Consider the following 17833-nt stretch of genomic DNA (forward strand, 5'->3'; position numbering starts at 1 on the left):
ACGGAATGAACGTGGAAGATCAAACCATTAAAATAAAACAAAATTATACGGAGCAACAAAAAAAGGATTGATTTGGTTGTTTTTTATTTTTTTTAAATAAGATATCGATTTTTAAATTTCTTACATTCGTCCACTCAAAAAAAAACACCAAAAACCAAGATTTATCTATGAAAACAAAAAAATACCTTTTTCCAACGTTATTATTTTTTTCTCTTTTAATGTTCTCCTGTGTCTCTGAGGAAAAGTTGAGTGCTGAAAACACTATTCAATCTTTTAGTATAAGTAAAGGAGGCGTTACTAAAGATTTTACAGTTGTCGATAATTCAATTACTGGTAAAGTAGAAAGTACCTTTGAATTAAATGATCTAAGCTTATCAGTCTTAATTCCTACAGGTGCAACAATAAGCCCTGAACCAAATACAATTAAATCCATTAATGGTTCATTTACTTTGGTAGTTACAGCCGAAAATGGTGATAAGAAAACTTATAATGTAAATATAAATAGAGAGCCAAGTGTTGATAATTTTATTTTAGAATTCAATATTAAAACTCCAGACTTAATGAATGCGAGTATTAATAAAGAAACTGGACTAGTAACAAGGAGGCTACCTGAATTCGTTGATTTAAAAAATTTAAGTGTTGACTTGAAATATTCAAAGTATGCTTCTATTTCACCAGATCCTGCAAGTATTAAGGATTATTCATCTCCTGTAAATTTTACTGTTAAATCTGAATCGGGAATAGAAAAAATTTATCAGGTAAAATTAGAGCGTATGGATGTCAACAGAACAAGATCCTGTACAGAAGCCAATGCATGGAAATGGTTTGGTGGAGATGACAGAACTGATGCACCGGATCTTTTGCCGTATGATAGAAATGTATCGACTGGTCAGACAATTATCCTTGATAAAGATTTAGTTCCATCTGTTTTTAGTGTGAACCTTCGTGAAGGTTTTTATTATTATGAAAATAGTAAAGATTATAATCAGCCTGTAGTTCTGAAATTAATTATAAGAGATGCAAGTCTTAATGTATTAGCAACTACTACTACAGGTGTCTCAGGAGGGTTTAGTGGAGGATTTATTCCTTTTGATTTGCAAAAATTGAACCTTCTTTTAGAGGCTAATAAAACATATGTTTTTTATTGGTATCTAGTGGATGGAGAAAAATTAGGAATTACCGCGAGTAGTCCAGGTAATAATAAAAGCGGATCTGGATTCTGTTTTAACTCTGGCTACTCCGGTGAATCTAAAGTTAGTGAAAATACAAATATTGAAGATTCAAAAGTCATGTTTGAGCACCCTTGGCATTTTAGCATAGAGTTAGAAGGCAAGGAATAATCAGAGGTAAAAAAACCGAAGCAGAAATGCTTCGGTTTTTTTATTTAATTTGGAATTTTTTTATTGGAATTTAAAATTTTATTCCACCCATTTATAATATCTCGCCCCAATCAAATTAGGGATTTCTTTTTCGATTCGGTCTAAAACCCATTCGTTTTTAGGCGTTCGGATGCTTTCTTTTTGTTCTTTTTTGTGAAGGCTTTCGTAAGTTTTAAAATCAATTTCAACACTTTCTTTCAGGTTTTCAAAAAGTTTGGTTTTGGCTAAAGCCGATTGCCATTCGGCTTGAATGGTTCCTTCAAAAACTTTCGATTTCGATCCGCTTCCGTAGGCCAAAAATCCGAATGTAGTTCCGGAAATTTCTTGCTTAGTGTCGTAATAATGAGCCAAAGTCGATAATAATCCCATGAAAATGGATCCGGTGTAAAGATTTCCAATTAAAGAGGAAGCCAGTTCTGCAGGCTGCAATTTTTCGGTTACAAACTTTTTATATTCGTCTGATTTACCAACTTCTTTAATTTTAGATTGATAATCTGCCGATTCGATATTTTCTGAAATAATTTTATCGGCATGGTCTAAAGCATAAATCTCAGACAACATTCTGCGTCCCTGAAAAGAGTATGGAAGGTGCATGATAATGCTGTTCCAGGAATTGTATAAAGTTTCGGTTGTGTTTTTTAATTTTTTGAAAGAGAAGTAAGCATTTCGAGTACGATCCATATAACACTGGTTCGAATACTGACCGTCAAAAACCGGCTGATCCTTATGAATTTCGATTTCGGCTTCTAAGTTGTCAAACCACGGATCATTGTTTTCGTTTTGTGTAATGGCTTCTTTCGTGATAGTTCTGTAAGGTTTAAAAAAGTCGAAAACACCTTTGGTACTGGTAGCCCAATTTTCATCAAAAGCAATAATTCTTGGGTTGGAAGTTACTAACATTGCCAAAGCTCCGGCACCTTGTGTATATTCTCCGGTGGAGTTTAAGTCGTATTTCGCAAAATCGGTGGTCACCACAATTGCTTTTTTGGCAGGATTCAGTTTTACAAAATCAATACAGTTTTGCAAAGCATCAACACCGCCAATGCAGGCAAACGTAAAATCGACAACGTCACATTCCGCCAGGGTATCTTCGCCAAATTTTTGTTCCATCAAACTGATTAGGAAAGAACTAATCGGTTTTGAACTGTCGATGCCGCTTTCGGTTCCGACATAAATCCGGCTGATTTCGTTTAGGTTTATTTGATTCTCAGTAATCAGTTTGGTTAAAGCGTTGGCTCCAAAAACGACTGCGTCCTGATGTACATCGGGCAGAGTCATTTTAATTAATCCAAGACCTTTTTCCAATTTTTCGGGTTCTATGTTTCTGGCAGTTGCCAAAGTTTTTATGGGTAAATGTATGTTGGCCACGTCAAAAGAAATAGCGTCAATTCCTGTTTTCATTCTGATTTTTTTTGAAGCCGATAAAGGTAAAATTATGCTGTTAAAATTCACTTGTTTTCGGTCAATAAAATTCATGATGTCTTTACTTTTGAGGAAAACAACTCAAAAAGTCCTAAAAAATAGCAATTTGGTAATTATATAAAAGTCAGGATTACGTTAAAATCGCTTGTGAAAAATTTCTATTTTCTTGTTTTTAAATAATTTGCAATAAAGTCACGGAAAGCTCTTTAAAATGATTATAAATAACAACGAAATGGTTGTAGTTCATTTGTAATTGCTTTATTTTTGTATAATTTTTTAAAACAAACTACTTAAACTCTTATGGCACAATCTGCACTATTGAATGCTTCCATCTTAAAGAAAGTGGCTATGGCCCTTTCGGGAATATTCTTAATCACGTTTTTAGCGCTGCATGTTTCCTTAAATTTTATTTCTATAATTAGTGAAGATGTCTTTAATGAGGCTTCTCACTTTATGGGATACAATCCGCTAATACAATATGTAATGCAGCCTGTTTTGGCAATTGGTGTAATTTTCCACTTTATAATGGGATTTATACTAACAGCTCAGAATAGCGCGGCAAGACCAATTGCATACGCAAAATACAACGGAGCAGCTAACGCTTCCTGGTCGTCAAGAAATATGATTATTTCTGGATTGGTTATTTTGGCATTCTTAGGATTGCATTTTTATGATTTTTGGTTTCCTGAAGTAAACTATAAATACATAGTTGGTGAGGCACCAAATGCCACAAGATATTATGGAGAGTTAGTTCATAAATTTCACGATCCAATTCGTACCGGAATTTATTGTGTAGCTTTCGTTCTTTTAGGTTTCCACCTTTGGCACGGATTTGCGTCTTCTCTGCAATCAGTTGGGATGCACAATAAATACTCTCGATTCTTAAGTAAAATCGGTTATGGATTTGCGGTTGTAGTACCGGCACTTTTCATCCTAATCGCTTTAGTTCATCATTTCAATAATTAATATCAATTATAATGGCATTAGATTCAAAAATCCCAAAAGGTCCAATCTCGGACAAATGGACAGATTATAAAGATCACATTAATTTAGTAAACCCTGCTAATAAACGTAATTTAGATATTATTATCGTTGGAACAGGTTTAGCTGGAGGTTCTGCTGCGGCTACTTTGGCTGAATTAGGATATAACGTAAAAGCATTTTGTTTTCAGGATTCACCAAGACGTGCACACTCTATCGCGGCACAAGGTGGTATCAATGCTGCAAAAAATTATAAAGGAGACGGTGACTCGGTTTACAGATTGTTTTATGATACTGTAAAAGGTGGAGATTACCGCGCCCGTGAGGCAAACGTTCACCGTTTGGCTGAAGTTTCGGCTAATATTATCGACCAGTGTGTGGCTCAGGGAGTTCCATTGGCTCGTGAATATGGCGGACTTTTAGATAACCGTTCTTTTGGAGGAACTTTGGTTTCCCGTACTTTTTATGCACAAGGACAAACCGGACAACAATTATTGCTGGGAGCTTATTCTGCAATGAACCGTCAGATTGGCCGTGGTAAAATAAAAATGTACAACCGTCACGAAATGCTTGATTTAGTAATCGTTAACGGAAAAGCAAGAGGTATTATCGCCCGTAATCTAGTTACCGGAGAAATAGAAAGACACTCTGCTCATGCTGTAGTTATTGGTTCAGGAGGATACGGAAACGTATTTTTCCTTTCTACAAATGCTATGGGAAGTAACGCAACAGCAGCCTGGAAAATTCATAAAAAAGGAGCGTTTTTCGCCAATCCTTGTTATACACAAATTCACCCAACCTGTATTCCGGTTTCAGGAGATCACCAGTCAAAACTGACTTTGATGTCTGAGTCGTTACGTAACGACGGTCGTATCTGGGTTCCTGCCAAACTGGAAGATGCTCAGGCAATTCGTGAAGGAAAGAAAAAAGCAACTGATTTATCGGAAGCGGAAAGAGATTATTTCTTAGAAAGAAGATATCCTGCTTTTGGTAACTTAGTACCTCGTGACGTCGCTTCACGTGCTGCAAAAGAAAGATGTGATGCCGGTTTTGGTGTTAATAAAACAGGTGAAGCCGTTTATTTGGATTTCGCAGCTGCAATTAAACGTTACGGAACGGAAGAAGCTTATGTAAAAGGTCTGGATGCAAATGATACTGCTTTAGTAACTAAATTAGGAACTGATATCGTAAAAAGTAAATACGGAAACTTATTCCAAATGTACTTGAAAATCGTTGATGAAGATCCTTATGTAACACCAATGATGATTTATCCTGCGGTTCACTACACTATGGGTGGAACATGGGTAGATTATAACTTAATGACTACCATCCCGGGATGTTTCTCAATCGGAGAATCTAACTTCTCTGATCACGGAGCAAACAGACTAGGAGCTTCTGCTTTGATGCAAGGTTTAGCTGATGGATATTTCGTATTACCTTACACTATCGGAGATTATTTAGCTCCGGATATTAAAATGGGTGAAATTTCTACAGACTTACCGGAATTCGTGGAAGCAGAGAAAAATGTAAAAGATCAAATCGACAGATTTATCAATAATAAAGGAACTCATTCTGTAGATTATTTCCATAAGAAATTAGGGAAAATCATGTGGGATAAAGTAGGTATGGCTCGTAATGCTAAAGGTTTAAATGAGGCTATCGAAGAAATTGCTGCTTTACGTGAAGAGTTTTACAGAGATGTAAAAGTGCCGGGAAGTGCTAACGAATTTAATCAGGAATTAGAGAAAGCGACACGTGTTGCCGATTTCTTAGAGTTAGGAGAGTTGTTCGCGAAAGATGCATTACACCGTAATGAGTCTTGTGGAGGTCACTTCCGTGAAGAATACCAAACAGAAGAAGGAGAAGCACTTCGTGATGACGAAAACTTTGCTTACGTTGCAGCCTGGGAATACAAAGGAAAACCAAGTGATGCCGTATTACACAAAGAACCTCTGGTTTACGAAAACATTAAATTAGTTCAAAGAAGCTACAAATAGTATTTAAAGAAGTCTTGATACTTGCTTTAATGCTTAAAACTTATACAAAATGAAACTTACATTAAAAATATGGCGTCAGAAAAACGCCCAGGATAAAGGAGGAATCGTTGATTACCCAATTGACGGAATCGAACCAGATATGTCTTTCCTTGAAATGCTTGATGTTCTTAACGAACAATTGATCAATAAAGGAGAAGAGCCTGTAGCATTTGACCACGATTGTCGTGAAGGAATCTGCGGAATGTGTTCATTATTCATCAACGGAGAAGCACACGGACCGGACAGAGGAGTTACTACTTGTCAGTTACACATGCGTATGTTTAAAGATGGTGATACGATTTTTATCGAGCCATTCAGAGCTAAAGCTTTCCCGGTAATTAAAGATTTAGTGGTTGATAGAAGTTCTTTCGACAGAATTCAGCATGCAGGAGGATTTGTTTCTGTAAATACTTCAGGAAATACCATTGATGCCAATACCATTCCGATTAACAAACATGATGCAGATAAATCTTTTGATGCTGCTGCGTGTATTGGTTGCGGAGCTTGTGTAGCAACTTGTAAAAACTCATCGGCTATGTTGTTCGTTGGGGCTAAAGTATCTCAATATGCATTATTGCCTCAGGGTAAAGTTGAAGCTGTTGATCGTGTTTTAAACATGGTGCACCAAATGGATTTAGAAGGCTTTGGTAACTGTACCAACACCGGAGCTTGTGAAATAGAATGTCCTAAAGGAATTTCTCTTGAAAATATCGCACGTATGAACCGTGAGTATTTAGCGGCAAGCTTAAAAGGATAATTTTAAGAAAATAGTTTTAAATAGAAAAATGGGGTTTTAGGACCCCATTTTTTTTGTTTATACCGTTTCGAGATACTGCCTTTGGCAAGGAAATCTCACAAATTAAACTTAAGAAAGATAAAATTGTAAAGGCCTAAGATTTTCTTTTGATAAAAAGGTTTTAATTCTGCAATGTGGCAAAATTGAAATTAAATTAAATTTGCCACACTTTCCGTGGCAAAAAGAAAATTTTAAAAAAAATGCCACGCTTTTTGTGGCAAAAAAAAAGAAAAATCACATTTGCCACAAAACTATATTATACAAGCGCTGTAAATTCTCGCGAGGATCAATGTCATAGAAATGCTTTTTATTCCGGGCGTTTACTCGTAATACAATTGAGAAGCCTTTATTTCCTGTTTCCCTTTTCCTTCCTGTTGTATAAAACAACTTAAAGTAGTACCGCCAATCTGATCAAAATAGTTAATGTTGATTTTATGAAAACCTTTTTCAAGTTTTGCAACACCATACGCTTCGTTAAGCCAATGAATGCCGTCATTATTGACGATTAATTCATTATCGATAAAAAGCTTCGATCCGTCATCTGAAAGCGTCGAAATGGTATAGTTTCCCGTTTCCGGAATATAGAGGTATCCGTCGAATTTTAAGCCAATATAACGCTCTGTTTTCGATTTCCATTTTTCACTGCTGACCGCTCCTTCAAAAATTCCTGAATTCACAGGTTTTGCCAGTTCTAAATCCTGAACCTGCTGAAATAATTTTCCAGTGAAATACTCATATTTTAAACCTTGTTTGGTTGGGTTTACTGCTAATGCTGCTTTTAAATCCGGATTTTTAACCAATATTTTATTGATAGAACTTTTTCTTCCGCTTGGGCTAATCTGAACCGTTTTGATAGTTCGGTATTCTCCTTTCGGAATATTTATAGTTACTGGCTTTTCATAAAGTTCTGCCGTTTCATCCGGATTGTAACCATCGATGGTATAAAAAATCTGTCCGTTTTTGATCGTTGGTTTTAAATCTAAAACATATTTTGAGGCAATCAAAGCGGTTTCATCAGAACCAAAAGGAGTTGGAACTTTATACAATCTTTTTTGTGCTTCCAGTTTTTCCAAATGATGCGGCATTCTGTTAAGGACAAAATTGTTGTAATTTTTATTTTGAGGCTGCGTCCAGGCAATTTCTGCCAAAGCAAATACCCTTGGATACAGTTGATAATTCAATTTAGCGGGGCTTGTGAGGTATTCCGACCAAAGATTAGATTGAACGCCCATGATATATTTTTGCTCGTCAACCGTTAAACTGTCAACAGGAGTTGGATTGTAATGGTATATTTTGTCTACTGTAATTAACCTTCCAACGGTTAAAGGTTCATTTGGCGAATAGCCCTGATTGTAATCTAAATATAAAACCTGTTCCGGATTCATGATCACAAAATGCTTTTGTTTCGCGGCACTAATTCCTCCGGCTTCTCCGCGCCAGGACATTACAGCAGCATTTGGAGCGAGTCCGCCTTCCAGCATTTCATCCCAGCCCAGAATTTGCCTTCCATTGGCATTCAGGAATTTCTCTATTCGAGTGGTGAGGTAGCTTTGTAGTTGGTGCTCGTCTTTTAAGCCTAAAGCTGCAATTCTTTTCTGGCAATTCGGGCAGGCTTTCCATCTTGCTTTCGGACATTCATCGCCTCCGATATGAATATATTTACTGGGGAATAAAGCGATAACTTCTGTTAAAACATCTTCCAGAAAAGTAAAAGTCTCTTCTTTTCCGGCACAGAAAATATCTTCAAAAACACCCCATGATTCAATAACCTTATACGGACGATCCGGAAAACAGGATAAATTGGGGTAAGCAGTAACGGCTGCCGTTGCATGGCCGGGCATTTCAATTTCAGGAATGATATTTACGTAATGTTCCTCGGCAAATCTTACAACGTCCTTAATTTCTTCCTGTGTATAAAAACCTCCGTACGGATTTCCATCAAAGAACATTGGCGATCGTTCAAATTTATTTCCAACTAAAGTCTGCGCTCTTTTAGAACCGACTTCAGTTAATTTTGGATATTTTTTGATTTCAATTCTCCAGCCCTGATCGTCTGTCAGGTGCCAGTGAAAGTTGTTTAGCTTATAACTGGACATTTGTGTGATAAAATCTTTTATAACATCAACCGGAAAAAAATGACGGCAAACATCCAGATGAAGCCCGCGGTAGCTGTATCTGGGCTCGTCTTCGATGGTTACGCAAGGCATTTTTATTTCCTGATATTTTGTTTTATTCGGCAGCAGCTGCAGCAGACTCTGAACAGCATAAAATAATCCTTCTTCAGTACCTGTAACGGTGATTTTTTTGAAAGTAATATTGATTTTGTACGCTTCTTTATTGAATGAGGCTGAAGGATTTTTAGCAATAAACACCACTTCAACAGTTCCTTTTTTTGAAGGTAGATTTCCATTAACGGCAGCTTCAAAAATTTGTGCCGTTTTAAGTTCTTGCGCACTGAATTTATTATTTTCAAAAACAACTTTTATCCTTCCGTTGAAACGAATGCTGTCTCCTGTTGCTTTGTAGGAGTTTGGAGCAGGAATGATCGAATTGTTTTCAGAAAAAGTTTGGGCATTTCCGAAAGAAAAACAAAATATTAAAAAGAGGAATAGACTTTTTTGCATGGTTGTTTTTTTGGTTTGTTGAACAAATTTAGGATTTGTAAATTACTTTGCATTTTTTTTGCAAAAGAGTTTGGTGTTTAAATGTCTTTAAAATAGATGAATTAACTTTTTTATTACTTTGTGTTATAATTTGTTTCGCAATAATATTGCATTTATTGTTTACATTTGCTCCTAACAAAATTGAACTTGCATGAGTAATGATAATGAAGTGGTTAATTACACTAAGGAAGAACGTAAAAATCTTATTTTAAAAGAGATTAACTTGCACACCCGTGTAAGTTTTGAAACGCTTTCGGCCAAATTGTTTGTTTCAGAAGATACGGTCAGACGTGATATTAATGAACTTGAATCAGAATCTTTATTGATTAAAGTAAAGGGTGGTGCGATGACAAAAGCCTATCACCATTCTTCATCAAATCAGACTTATGCAGGCGAAGCGAAACAGGTTATTGCACAAAAAACGTTAGGTTTACTTCATGATGGCATGGTTTTGTTAATTGGCGGCGGAACGACCATCAGAGAGTTCATACGCTTGATTCCAAATGATTTAAATCTTACTATTTTTACGGTTACCGTTCTTTCCGCAGTAGAACTTCTGGACAAACCCAATGTTAAAATTATCATGATTGGCGGCAGCATTTCTTCTTACAGCCAAATGTGCGTGAGCGGCGATGTTTACAATCAACTGGCCAACATTAAAGTTGACTTACTGATTTTAGGAACCAATGCTTTAGATATCGAAGGTGGCTTCTCTGATTCTGACTGGGAAACCGTTCAGGTAAAAAAAGCAATGATTCAGGCTTCCGAAAAAACAGCCATTCTGACTATTTCCGAAAAACTGGATACCGTTTTGAAAATGAAAATTGCCAGCTTATCCGAGGTTGATTATGTGGTTACCGAAGTTAATCCCGATCACGAAAAATTACAATCGTATAAGAAGGCAGTTCCAAGTTTAGTTTTTATTTAATGCCAGTTTTTCATTAAAAAATTAATCCAGTTCTGATGAAAGATACTTTTTAAATCTTCATCCGAATAACCGTTGTTTTTAAAAATCAACACCAATTTTTGTAAATCTGCAATCGTATCTAAATCATACGGACCTTGTTCTGTGCCAAAAGCACCATCCAGATCGGAACCTATACCAATATGACTGGCATTTCCGGCCAACTGGCAAATGTGATCCATGTGTTTGAAAACCGTTTCCAGATTACATTGTGTCCCCAAAGGTGTCGAAACGCCTCTTTCCCAGTTCGGAACCAGCATCCAGGCATCTAAAGCACCACCAATGACAGCTCCTCTCGAAATTAAGGCCTTAATCATTTCGTCGCTGTACTGTCTGTTATGATCGACAAGACTTCTGCAATTGTTATGGCTCGCCCAAACGGGGCCGTTATAGTGATCTAAAGCCTGCCAAAAAGCATCGTCGCATAAATGTGTGGCATCCAGAATAATATTCAGGCGCTCCATTTCTTTCAATAAATCAAGACCATTCTGATTCATTTTTCCGGTGGCATCTGTTCCGTTTGCGTAACGTCCGGGACCATAGTGGGCAGGGCCGATCGCTCGTAAACCGTAATTATAGGCTTTTTCTAAATAGGAAATATCAACTATCGAATCGGCGCCTTCTAAACTTAAAATATAACCAATTGGCTTTTTATCGTTTGGAGTTCCGTCATTCAATACCTCAATTTGTTTTTGGAGTGATTTTTTATCGGTAATCGCCACTATTTCTCCGGCTTCTTCCATGGTTTTGTACCATGTCAGTTGTCCCTGCGTTTGTGCCCAGGCCTGTTCGGGAGAATTCCAGCCCGGAATGATACTGCCCGGTTTTACAAAACGCGCGATCTGAGTCGCTACCACAATACCAATATTGCCTCTTCGCAAATCAGGAAACGAAACCGTGGCGCGCTCGCGGTCTGGTTTGTCAGTCATTCCTTTTTCTAAATGGCGCAATGTTTTTACATCATTTCTTAAATCTCTGTTCCATTCCATCGCATTCATGCTCAGGTCTAAATGGGCGTCTATTATAAACATAGTATTTTTTTTTAAGGCACAAAGGTCAAAGGCTCAGAGGTTCTCTAGACAAGTGTTATTATGAGGTCTATTCTCTTTCTTCTTCGCTCTTTTTTCTATTCTTTTTTCTTTATTCTCCTTTTTCTGCTGCTAGATATTAATTTTTCTGCTGCGGGCCGCCACCTGCCATTGATCGCAAATTTCATGGGCTGCATTTACAACCTGAACCGAATCGTAAAGCGCGCAGGTGGGGCAGACATGATAGGGCTGGGCGTAAATCGTATCGCCGATAGCATACTCGTTTTTTCCTCTGTTTTCTATAATTAAGTGCTCTTCTGAATGTGCCGTCGGGATTAGGTTTTCATCATTTAAAAGCACTAATCTTTTGTCGATCGGGTTTTCGGAAGCTACGGCTTTGTATCCGATATCAATACAAAATGTGGTACTTGTAGGTTTTGAAATAATAGTTCCGACAATAACCAGAGCAGGCTCAAAATTTTGTTCGGGTAAATGAATCTGGTAATTCGAATCCCAAAAAACAAAAGTTCCGGGACTGCATTCTAAGTTGTTCTGAGTGGCATAAAACGGAAATGTATTCGATCCGCCGGCAACAATTTTTAGTGCGTAACCCAGCTTTTCCTGAAGGGTTTCGACTGCTTCATTGATACTGAAAAACAAGTTGGAAGCGGCAGCAACGCGGTGTTCTAAATCACCTTTCAAATGACCATCGTAAATATGAATTCCGGCGAAATGAATGTTTTTTAAGGTAACAATTTCTTCTATTAAAGCTATCCAGTTTTTAGAAATGGAGACTCCCGTTCGATTCATTCCGGTATTCAGGTCCAGATAAACCGTAAGTTGTAAACTGTTTTGCTGCGCAATTTCATTCAAAGCTTTTGCTGATTCGATATTGTCAACAATCGTCGAAAAAGCAGTGCTGGGATATTTTTTTAGTAATGAAATCCATCTCTCTTTTTTAACTCCGACAGGCTGATAGGCGAGAAGTACATCTGAAATTTCGTGTATCGCTGCCAATTCCGCTTCGGCAATAGTGGCGCATTTTATTTTTTGGATGCCGTAGGTTTTAAATAAATCGAGGATCTCACCAATTTTATGTGTCTTGATATGGGGTCTTAATTTTTGAACATCACCATTTACGAATTCAATCAGACGCTCAATATTCGACTGGATACGATCTTCGTAAACAGCTAAAAAAGGAGTGTCAATAAGGGTTTCGGAATTAATTTTCCACCAATCTTTTTGCATACTCTAGTTTTTGGTTTTTTCAACAACTTCAATTAAATTCTGAAAAGCTTCAACTGATTTTTCAAACGTCAGTTGGGCCAACAGTTCCTTTGAAAATAAATTAGATCCGATTCCGACACAAACCACACCAACTTTAAACCAGGATCTTAAGTTGCTTTCTTCTAGAGTCACGCCTCCGGTTGGCATTAATTTTAAATTCGGAAAAGGGGCTTTGATCGCTTTTACATATCCGGGTCCGCCAATTTTATCGGCAGGGAACAATTTGACAACTTCTGCGCCTAATTTATTGGCATGCAGCACCTCGTTTAGAGTAGCTGCTCCGGGAATCCAGTACACATTATTCTTAAAACAATAATTGCCTATTTCTAAATCGGTATGCGGACAAACGATGCAGTCGGCTCCCAATTGATGGTAAGCTTCCGCATCAGTAACGGTTAAAATAGAGCCAACCGCAATTTTTATATCTAATTTATTAGCATTTCTAAACGCAATCATCTGGCTGAAAACTTCCTTTGCATCATTGGAGCGCGCTGCAAACTCAATGATTTTAATACCAGTTGCCGCAGCTGATTTCAATATGATTTCGGCAGTTTGAATGTTGATTTGAGTGACTAACGGAAGTACGCCTTGTGCTTTTAAAATGCTGTACATATTTGGGGAAATTTATCTGTTAATTCTGTTACTGGAGCCATTTTTGATAAAATGACTTATTTCTGCTGGATTGCTGATCGCAAAGTCTCCGGGAATACTCTGTTTGATCACCCCGCAGGCTGTGGCCCAATCGATACATTCCTGGCCTGAAAAGGTATGGGCCAATCCGTAAAGCAAACCTGCTGTAAAAGCATCACCGGAACCAATCTGATCCGTTACCAGATGTATTTTTTGTTCTTTTGTTTCATGAAAATTGCCTTCATGCAAAAGCAATCCTTTGTATAAATGTGCCGGTCCGTCTGATTTTCTAAAACTCATGGCCAGTGTTTTTAGAGAAGGCATTTTTATTTTTAATAATTCGAATGTTTGCTGAAAACGATTGGTATCGGATTCTTTTGCATCAGTCGTGATTCCGAAATAAATGGCTACGGCATCTAAATCCGCGACCGTGATGGTGCTGTACTGAAGCAAATCGGGCATGATTTCGGAAGGATGTTTTCCGTATTGCCATAATTTAGATCTGAAATTAAAATCAGAAGAAATAGGAATTCCTTTTTTGTGTGCGGAAAGGATTGCTTCTTTACAAGCTAAACCTGCTTCAAGTGATACGCCCGGGCTTATTCCTGACCAGTGAAAATGCGTGACATCGGCCAAAGCCAAATCCCAGTTAATCTGATCTTTTTGTATGGTGGCGAAAGAAGAATTACTTCGGTCGTAAATCACCTGCGACTGCCTGATCTGATTTCCGGCTTCGACAAAATACAATCCCAGACGTTCTCCGCCATACACACATTTTGAGGTACTTACTTTGTATTTCTGAAGTTCGTTTAACGCCAGTTGCGCCAGATCATTTTCCGGTAATCTCGTAATATAATCAGTCTGAATGCCAAGTTGGGAAAGTAATACACAAACATTGGCTTCGGCTCCGCCTACATGAACGCGCATTTCACTGGCTTGCGTAAAGCGATAGCCATCGATAACATTCATTCGAAGTAATAATTCGCCAAAAGTTGCAATTCTGGTTTTTGAGGTTTTTGTATTCATTGTTGTGTTTTTTTTTGCCACAGATTATAGAGATTTATAAACGTTGTGTTTTTTGCCACGACTCGAGCGATAGCGAATAGGCGAAGCAATTACACGAATTTTCACGAATTTCTTTACGCACTGATTCGCATAAATTCGTGGCTAAAAAAATCATTTTAATCTGTGCAATCTGTGGCAGAACTTTTTTAAATAATTCCAAAACGGTTAAGCGAGCTGATTCGTGTAAATTCGTGCAATTTATCGCAAGAAAATCATTTCAATCCTGTAATCCGTGGCATAACTTTTTAATATAATTCAAAAACGGCTTCTACTTCAACAGGAATATTGTCCGGTAGTGAGCCCATTCCAACGGCGCTTCGTACGCCGATTCCGTTTTCCTGTCCCCAAACTTCGGCAAACAATTCACTGCAGCCGTTGATTACGTAGGGATGTCTCAGGAAATCACCATTACAATTTACCATTCCCAGTACTTTTACAACTCTTTTTACTTTGTCCAGGCTTCCAAAATTGGTTACGATGGTAGAAAGCATGGTCAGTCCAACTTGTCTTGCGGCTAGTTTTCCTTCTTCAATATCCATGTCATCACCGATTCTTCCGATGATTAAGGATTTGTCATCCCGAACAGGGCCGTGTCCCGACAGGTATAAATATTTACCATCAACTAAATAAGGTTTGTAGATACCAAGCGGTTGGGGTGCCGGAGGTAGTGATAAACCTAATGTTTCAAATTTTTCCTGTGGTAATAAATTCATGATATTAATGTATAATTGAGTTTAAAATAAAAACGAAAATGATTCCTAAAACCGATACTAAAGATTCCATGACGGTCCATGATTTAAAAGTATCTTTCAGGCTGATATTAAAATATTCTTTAAACATCCAGAAACTCGGATCGTTTACGTGGGAGCACATCAGACTTCCGGCTCCTACAGCTAAAACTAACAGATTGGGGTCGAGTCCGTTAGTTTGTAGTAAAGGTAGTAAAACGCTGGCAGTCATTAATCCGGCAGCGGTTGCAGAGCCCACACAAACCCGAATTATCGCGGCCATTATCCAGGCCAGCAAATAAGGGTGAATGTTCGTCTGTGTTAAAGTCGCTACGATAGTTTCGTTTACACCGCTTACAATCATCACTTCTTTCAGGCTTCCCGCTCCGCCGACAATCAAAACAATCAGTGCCACGTCTTTAATCGCGATCGCATAATCATCCATAACAGAAGTCAGGCTTCGGTTCATTCGTATGCCTAAAGTGTAGGTACAAATAAGCAACGAAATGAGCATAATCATACTGGGTTCACCAACTGTTTTACAGAGCTTTAGTAACGTTTCATTTGTTGAAATCAGGGGCAATAAGGATGTTAGGGTTAAACCAAAAACAGGAAATAAGGCAGAGAATAAGCTAATCGAAAAACTTGGAAGTGTGCCCGGATTAGCGATTTCTTCTACATTTAAAATTTCATGATTCGATTCGGTTTTGATATTTTTAAGCAAATTCGAAAATAATAAACCCGCGATAAAAATAGTCGGTATGGCGATGATAATTCCATAAACCAGCACCAGTCCGATATCGGCATTTAAAATACTGCTCAATGCCATTGGAGACGGATGCGGGGGCAAAAAACCGTGTGCCACTGAAAGCGACGCCAGCATAGGAATTCCCAAATATACCTTTGACAGTTTAAATTGATGGGCTACTGAAAAGATCAGCGGTACTAACAAAACAAATCCAACACTGTAAAACAGTGGTATCCCAACAATAAACCCGGTAATCATAAGGCCTAAGCGAACGTATTTTTTGCCCGTCCATCCCATCACTGTTTTCGCAATAACATTTGCTGCTCCGGACGAAACGGTAAGTTTACCAATGCAGGTTCCAAAAACAATAATCAGTGTAATAGAACCCAGCATTTCGCCCAGCCCTTTTTGCACGGTTTGTGACAAAGTGTTTATCGGCAGGCCTAAAAAAAGACCTGCTAATAAAGCTGTTATGATGAATGCAATAAAAGGATTGATTTTAAACCAGGCTATTTGCAGGATTAAAAAAGCAATGCATGCAGTAAGAATTAAAATGCTCATTTATCTCTTGTGTTTTATTTATCCCACCAGATTTTTGTGGTGAAAGTATCCTGGCCTTGGCGTTTGATCGCTTCAGCTAAGTTAGCGGAATTCACTGAATATTCGCTTGTCGGATATTTGAAACGTCTTGGAATTGTGCCGTTTGTAACATTCCCAGGGAAGTTTACAGGAATCAAAACCGGATAACCTGTTCTTCTCCAGTTGGCATACACTTCCTGCTCGTCTACAAATAAAGCAATCCAAATCTGCGTGTGTATCTGATTCATTTTTTGGTCTAATGATCCGGCAGCATTAAAAGGATTTGCCGTTAAATAAGGCGTAGCATCGGCAATGGTGTAACCTGCTCCGTAAATTCCCATATTCAGGAAGGATGCTTTTACGCCTTTCTCATATAAATCTTTATCGGTTTCCGTTGTATACCATCTTCTTGCTGCAGCTTCCGCCAGGTACAGATTGGTTTCTGCGTTGCTAATCAGTACCAGTGGCGCATCGTATTTAAAAACGGTACTTTGGTTGGGTTCCGAATACTTAGCCTGCTCCGTTGGAGTAGGTGCTGTTTTAAGTCCGTTCGGGAAACCTTTTTGTACCGCCAGTGTTGTGTTTTGGGCTGTTCCCTGCCAAACTCCGGCATAAACACTAATTCTTGGATCTGCGGTGGCTTGCAATAAATCAATGAACGTTTTAGCCAGTTTTCCGCCTTCCACATTTTTCTGACCAAATGATCCCTGGGTAAAGTCTTGTCTTCTGGAATCAAGTCCAACCGGATTTCTGTTGAAATCATTCGGACCGTCTGTGTATTTCATGATCGCATTATCGGTGCCGTTTAGGATTACTCCACCGGCAATCGCTTTGGTTACCCATGTTTTGGAAAGATTAGCGTCTACTTTTGATAATCTTAATCCAAGACGAAGCATTAACGAATACGAGAATTTTTTCCATTTTGTGATATCGCCGTCATAAATGAAATCGGCTTTGCCAAAACTTGGTTTAGAAGCATCAAGTGCAGTTGCAGCTTCATCCAGTTCTTTTAACAGGTCTTTATAAATCGCTTCCTGAGAATCATATTTCGGAAGAAAAACCTGCGTACTATTTGCTTTCGCAGCTTCAAAATAAGGAATGTCTCCGTACAAATCAGTAATTCGGTGGTACAAGTACGCTTTCCAGATTCGGGCAATATTAAATTTGTTGCTTTCATTAGGACTATTTTTCAGGGTCTCAATTACAATTTCAACTTCATTTACACCGGTTGGATAGGCCTGGTTAAAATAAGCGGAATAATACACTTCATTGCTCAGGTATTTATCACCGGCACCCGAAGCTTCTTTGTAGGTTGCATAATGTTGCAGCATTCCGCCGCATTCCAGAATATTGGTGGCAAAATAATTATTGTTTAAACCGTCTAATTGCGATTTGCTGAAAATAAAATTCGGAGTGGGTTTCTCAACAACATTCGGATTCGTATTTATTTCTTCGAAATCCTTGGTACAGGCGGTCATACTTGCTAAAAGTATTCCTGTGATATATAATATGGTTCTCTTTTTCATG

14 protein-coding genes are annotated in these 17833 nt (G+C 38.0%); 5 read left to right on the top strand and 9 right to left on the bottom strand.

Features of this window, described 5'->3' with window-relative positions; translation table 11 throughout:
- Positions 1–167 precede the first annotated feature (167 nt).
- Positions 168–1340, top strand: a complete 1173-nt coding sequence (locus tag EV142_RS18170; protein WP_132037269.1) for a DUF5018 domain-containing protein — start codon at positions 168–170, stop codon at positions 1338–1340.
- A 78-nt stretch (positions 1341–1418) separates the two neighbouring features.
- On the opposite strand, the gene EV142_RS18175 is transcribed toward EV142_RS18170, so the two are convergent.
- On the bottom strand, positions 1419–2780 hold the full coding sequence (locus tag EV142_RS18175) for a hydroxymethylglutaryl-CoA synthase family protein (protein WP_132037270.1): 1362 nt from the start codon (positions 2778–2780) through the stop codon (positions 1419–1421).
- A 321-nt stretch (positions 2781–3101) separates the two neighbouring features.
- Here EV142_RS18175 and EV142_RS18180 point away from each other — a divergent pair, with 321 nt between their 5' ends.
- Genes EV142_RS18180 through EV142_RS18190 form a run of 3 tightly spaced genes read left to right on the top strand, consistent with a single transcriptional unit; the run spans position 3102 to position 6575 of the window.
- Entirely contained in the window at positions 3102–3767 is a 666-nt protein-coding gene (locus EV142_RS18180; protein ID WP_132037271.1) for a succinate dehydrogenase cytochrome b subunit, read from the top strand.
- An 11-nt stretch (positions 3768–3778) separates the two neighbouring features.
- Complete coding sequence (locus EV142_RS18185; RefSeq protein WP_132037272.1) at positions 3779–5779, top strand: fumarate reductase/succinate dehydrogenase flavoprotein subunit; 2001 nt, start codon at positions 3779–3781, stop codon at positions 5777–5779.
- Positions 5780–5828: 49 nt separating this feature from the next.
- A complete protein-coding gene (locus tag EV142_RS18190) occupies positions 5829–6575 on the top strand; it encodes a succinate dehydrogenase/fumarate reductase iron-sulfur subunit (RefSeq protein ID WP_132037273.1) in 747 nt (248 codons plus the stop codon).
- Positions 6576–6934: 359 nt separating this feature from the next.
- Here the strand turns inward: EV142_RS18190 and EV142_RS18195 are convergent, their stop codons facing one another.
- Positions 6935–9238, bottom strand: a complete 2304-nt coding sequence (locus tag EV142_RS18195) for a family 20 glycosylhydrolase (protein WP_132037274.1) — start codon at positions 9236–9238, stop codon at positions 6935–6937.
- Positions 9239–9428: 190 nt separating this feature from the next.
- Here EV142_RS18195 and EV142_RS18200 point away from each other — a divergent pair, with 190 nt between their 5' ends.
- Positions 9429–10205: a DeoR/GlpR family DNA-binding transcription regulator gene (locus EV142_RS18200; protein WP_132037275.1), complete on the top strand. Its 777-nt coding sequence runs from the start codon at positions 9429–9431 to the stop codon at positions 10203–10205.
- Here the strand turns inward: EV142_RS18200 and EV142_RS18205 are convergent.
- The 7 genes from EV142_RS18205 to EV142_RS18235 form a co-directional block, all read right to left on the bottom strand.
- Entirely contained in the window at positions 10202–11272 is a 1071-nt protein-coding gene (locus tag EV142_RS18205; protein ID WP_132037276.1) for a dipeptidase, read from the bottom strand. The two genes, EV142_RS18200 and EV142_RS18205, sit on opposite strands and share 4 nt — an antisense overlap.
- A 129-nt stretch (positions 11273–11401) precedes the next feature.
- Positions 11402–12517, bottom strand: a complete 1116-nt coding sequence (locus tag EV142_RS18210) for a D-TA family PLP-dependent enzyme (RefSeq protein ID WP_132037277.1) — start codon at positions 12515–12517, stop codon at positions 11402–11404.
- 3 nt (positions 12518–12520) lie between these two features.
- Positions 12521–13168: a bifunctional 4-hydroxy-2-oxoglutarate aldolase/2-dehydro-3-deoxy-phosphogluconate aldolase gene (locus EV142_RS18215; RefSeq protein ID WP_132037278.1), complete on the bottom strand. Its 648-nt coding sequence runs from the start codon at positions 13166–13168 to the stop codon at positions 12521–12523.
- A 12-nt stretch (positions 13169–13180) separates the two neighbouring features.
- A complete protein-coding gene (locus EV142_RS18220; protein ID WP_132037279.1) occupies positions 13181–14212 on the bottom strand; it encodes a sugar kinase in 1032 nt (343 codons plus the stop codon).
- 284 nt (positions 14213–14496) lie between these two features.
- Positions 14497–14964 carry a RidA family protein gene (locus tag EV142_RS18225; protein WP_132037280.1) on the bottom strand — a complete coding sequence of 156 codons (468 nt, stop codon included), beginning with the start codon at positions 14962–14964 and terminating at the stop codon, positions 14497–14499.
- 4 nt (positions 14965–14968) lie between these two features.
- Positions 14969–16288, bottom strand: coding sequence for a GntP family permease (locus EV142_RS18230; RefSeq protein WP_132037281.1), 1320 nt, complete (start codon positions 16286–16288; stop codon positions 14969–14971).
- Between the two features lie 14 nt (positions 16289–16302).
- Positions 16303–17832 (bottom strand): SusD/RagB family nutrient-binding outer membrane lipoprotein, encoded by a 1530-nt coding sequence (locus tag EV142_RS18235; RefSeq protein ID WP_132037282.1) that lies wholly within the window; start codon positions 17830–17832, stop codon positions 16303–16305.
- Position 17833 lies beyond the last annotated feature (1 nt).

It is taken from the genome of Flavobacterium circumlabens, from assembly GCF_004345565.1.
In the GTDB taxonomy this organism is placed as follows: Bacteria; Bacteroidota; Bacteroidia; order Flavobacteriales; family Flavobacteriaceae; genus Flavobacterium; species Flavobacterium circumlabens.

Coding starts and splice junctions, on each gene's coding strand:
- EV142_RS18170 (WP_132037269.1), top strand. CDS start 168: ATGAAAACAAAAAAATACCTTTTTCCAACGTTATTATTTTTTTCTCTT.
- EV142_RS18175 (WP_132037270.1), bottom strand. CDS start 2,780: ATGAAAACAGGAATTGACGCTATTTCTTTTGACGTGGCCAACATACAT.
- EV142_RS18180 (WP_132037271.1), top strand. CDS start 3,102: ATGGCACAATCTGCACTATTGAATGCTTCCATCTTAAAGAAAGTGGCT.
- EV142_RS18185 (WP_132037272.1), top strand. CDS start 3,779: ATGGCATTAGATTCAAAAATCCCAAAAGGTCCAATCTCGGACAAATGG.
- EV142_RS18190 (WP_132037273.1), top strand. CDS start 5,829: ATGAAACTTACATTAAAAATATGGCGTCAGAAAAACGCCCAGGATAAA.
- EV142_RS18195 (WP_132037274.1), bottom strand. CDS start 9,238: ATGCAAAAAAGTCTATTCCTCTTTTTAATATTTTGTTTTTCTTTCGGA.
- EV142_RS18200 (WP_132037275.1), top strand. CDS start 9,429: ATGAGTAATGATAATGAAGTGGTTAATTACACTAAGGAAGAACGTAAA.
- EV142_RS18205 (WP_132037276.1), bottom strand. CDS start 11,272: ATGTTTATAATAGACGCCCATTTAGACCTGAGCATGAATGCGATGGAA.
- EV142_RS18210 (WP_132037277.1), bottom strand. CDS start 12,517: ATGCAAAAAGATTGGTGGAAAATTAATTCCGAAACCCTTATTGACACT.
- EV142_RS18215 (WP_132037278.1), bottom strand. CDS start 13,168: ATGTACAGCATTTTAAAAGCACAAGGCGTACTTCCGTTAGTCACTCAA.
- EV142_RS18220 (WP_132037279.1), bottom strand. CDS start 14,212: ATGAATACAAAAACCTCAAAAACCAGAATTGCAACTTTTGGCGAATTA.
- EV142_RS18225 (WP_132037280.1), bottom strand. CDS start 14,964: ATGAATTTATTACCACAGGAAAAATTTGAAACATTAGGTTTATCACTA.
- EV142_RS18230 (WP_132037281.1), bottom strand. CDS start 16,288: ATGAGCATTTTAATTCTTACTGCATGCATTGCTTTTTTAATCCTGCAA.
- EV142_RS18235 (WP_132037282.1), bottom strand. CDS start 17,832: ATGAAAAAGAGAACCATATTATATATCACAGGAATACTTTTAGCAAGT.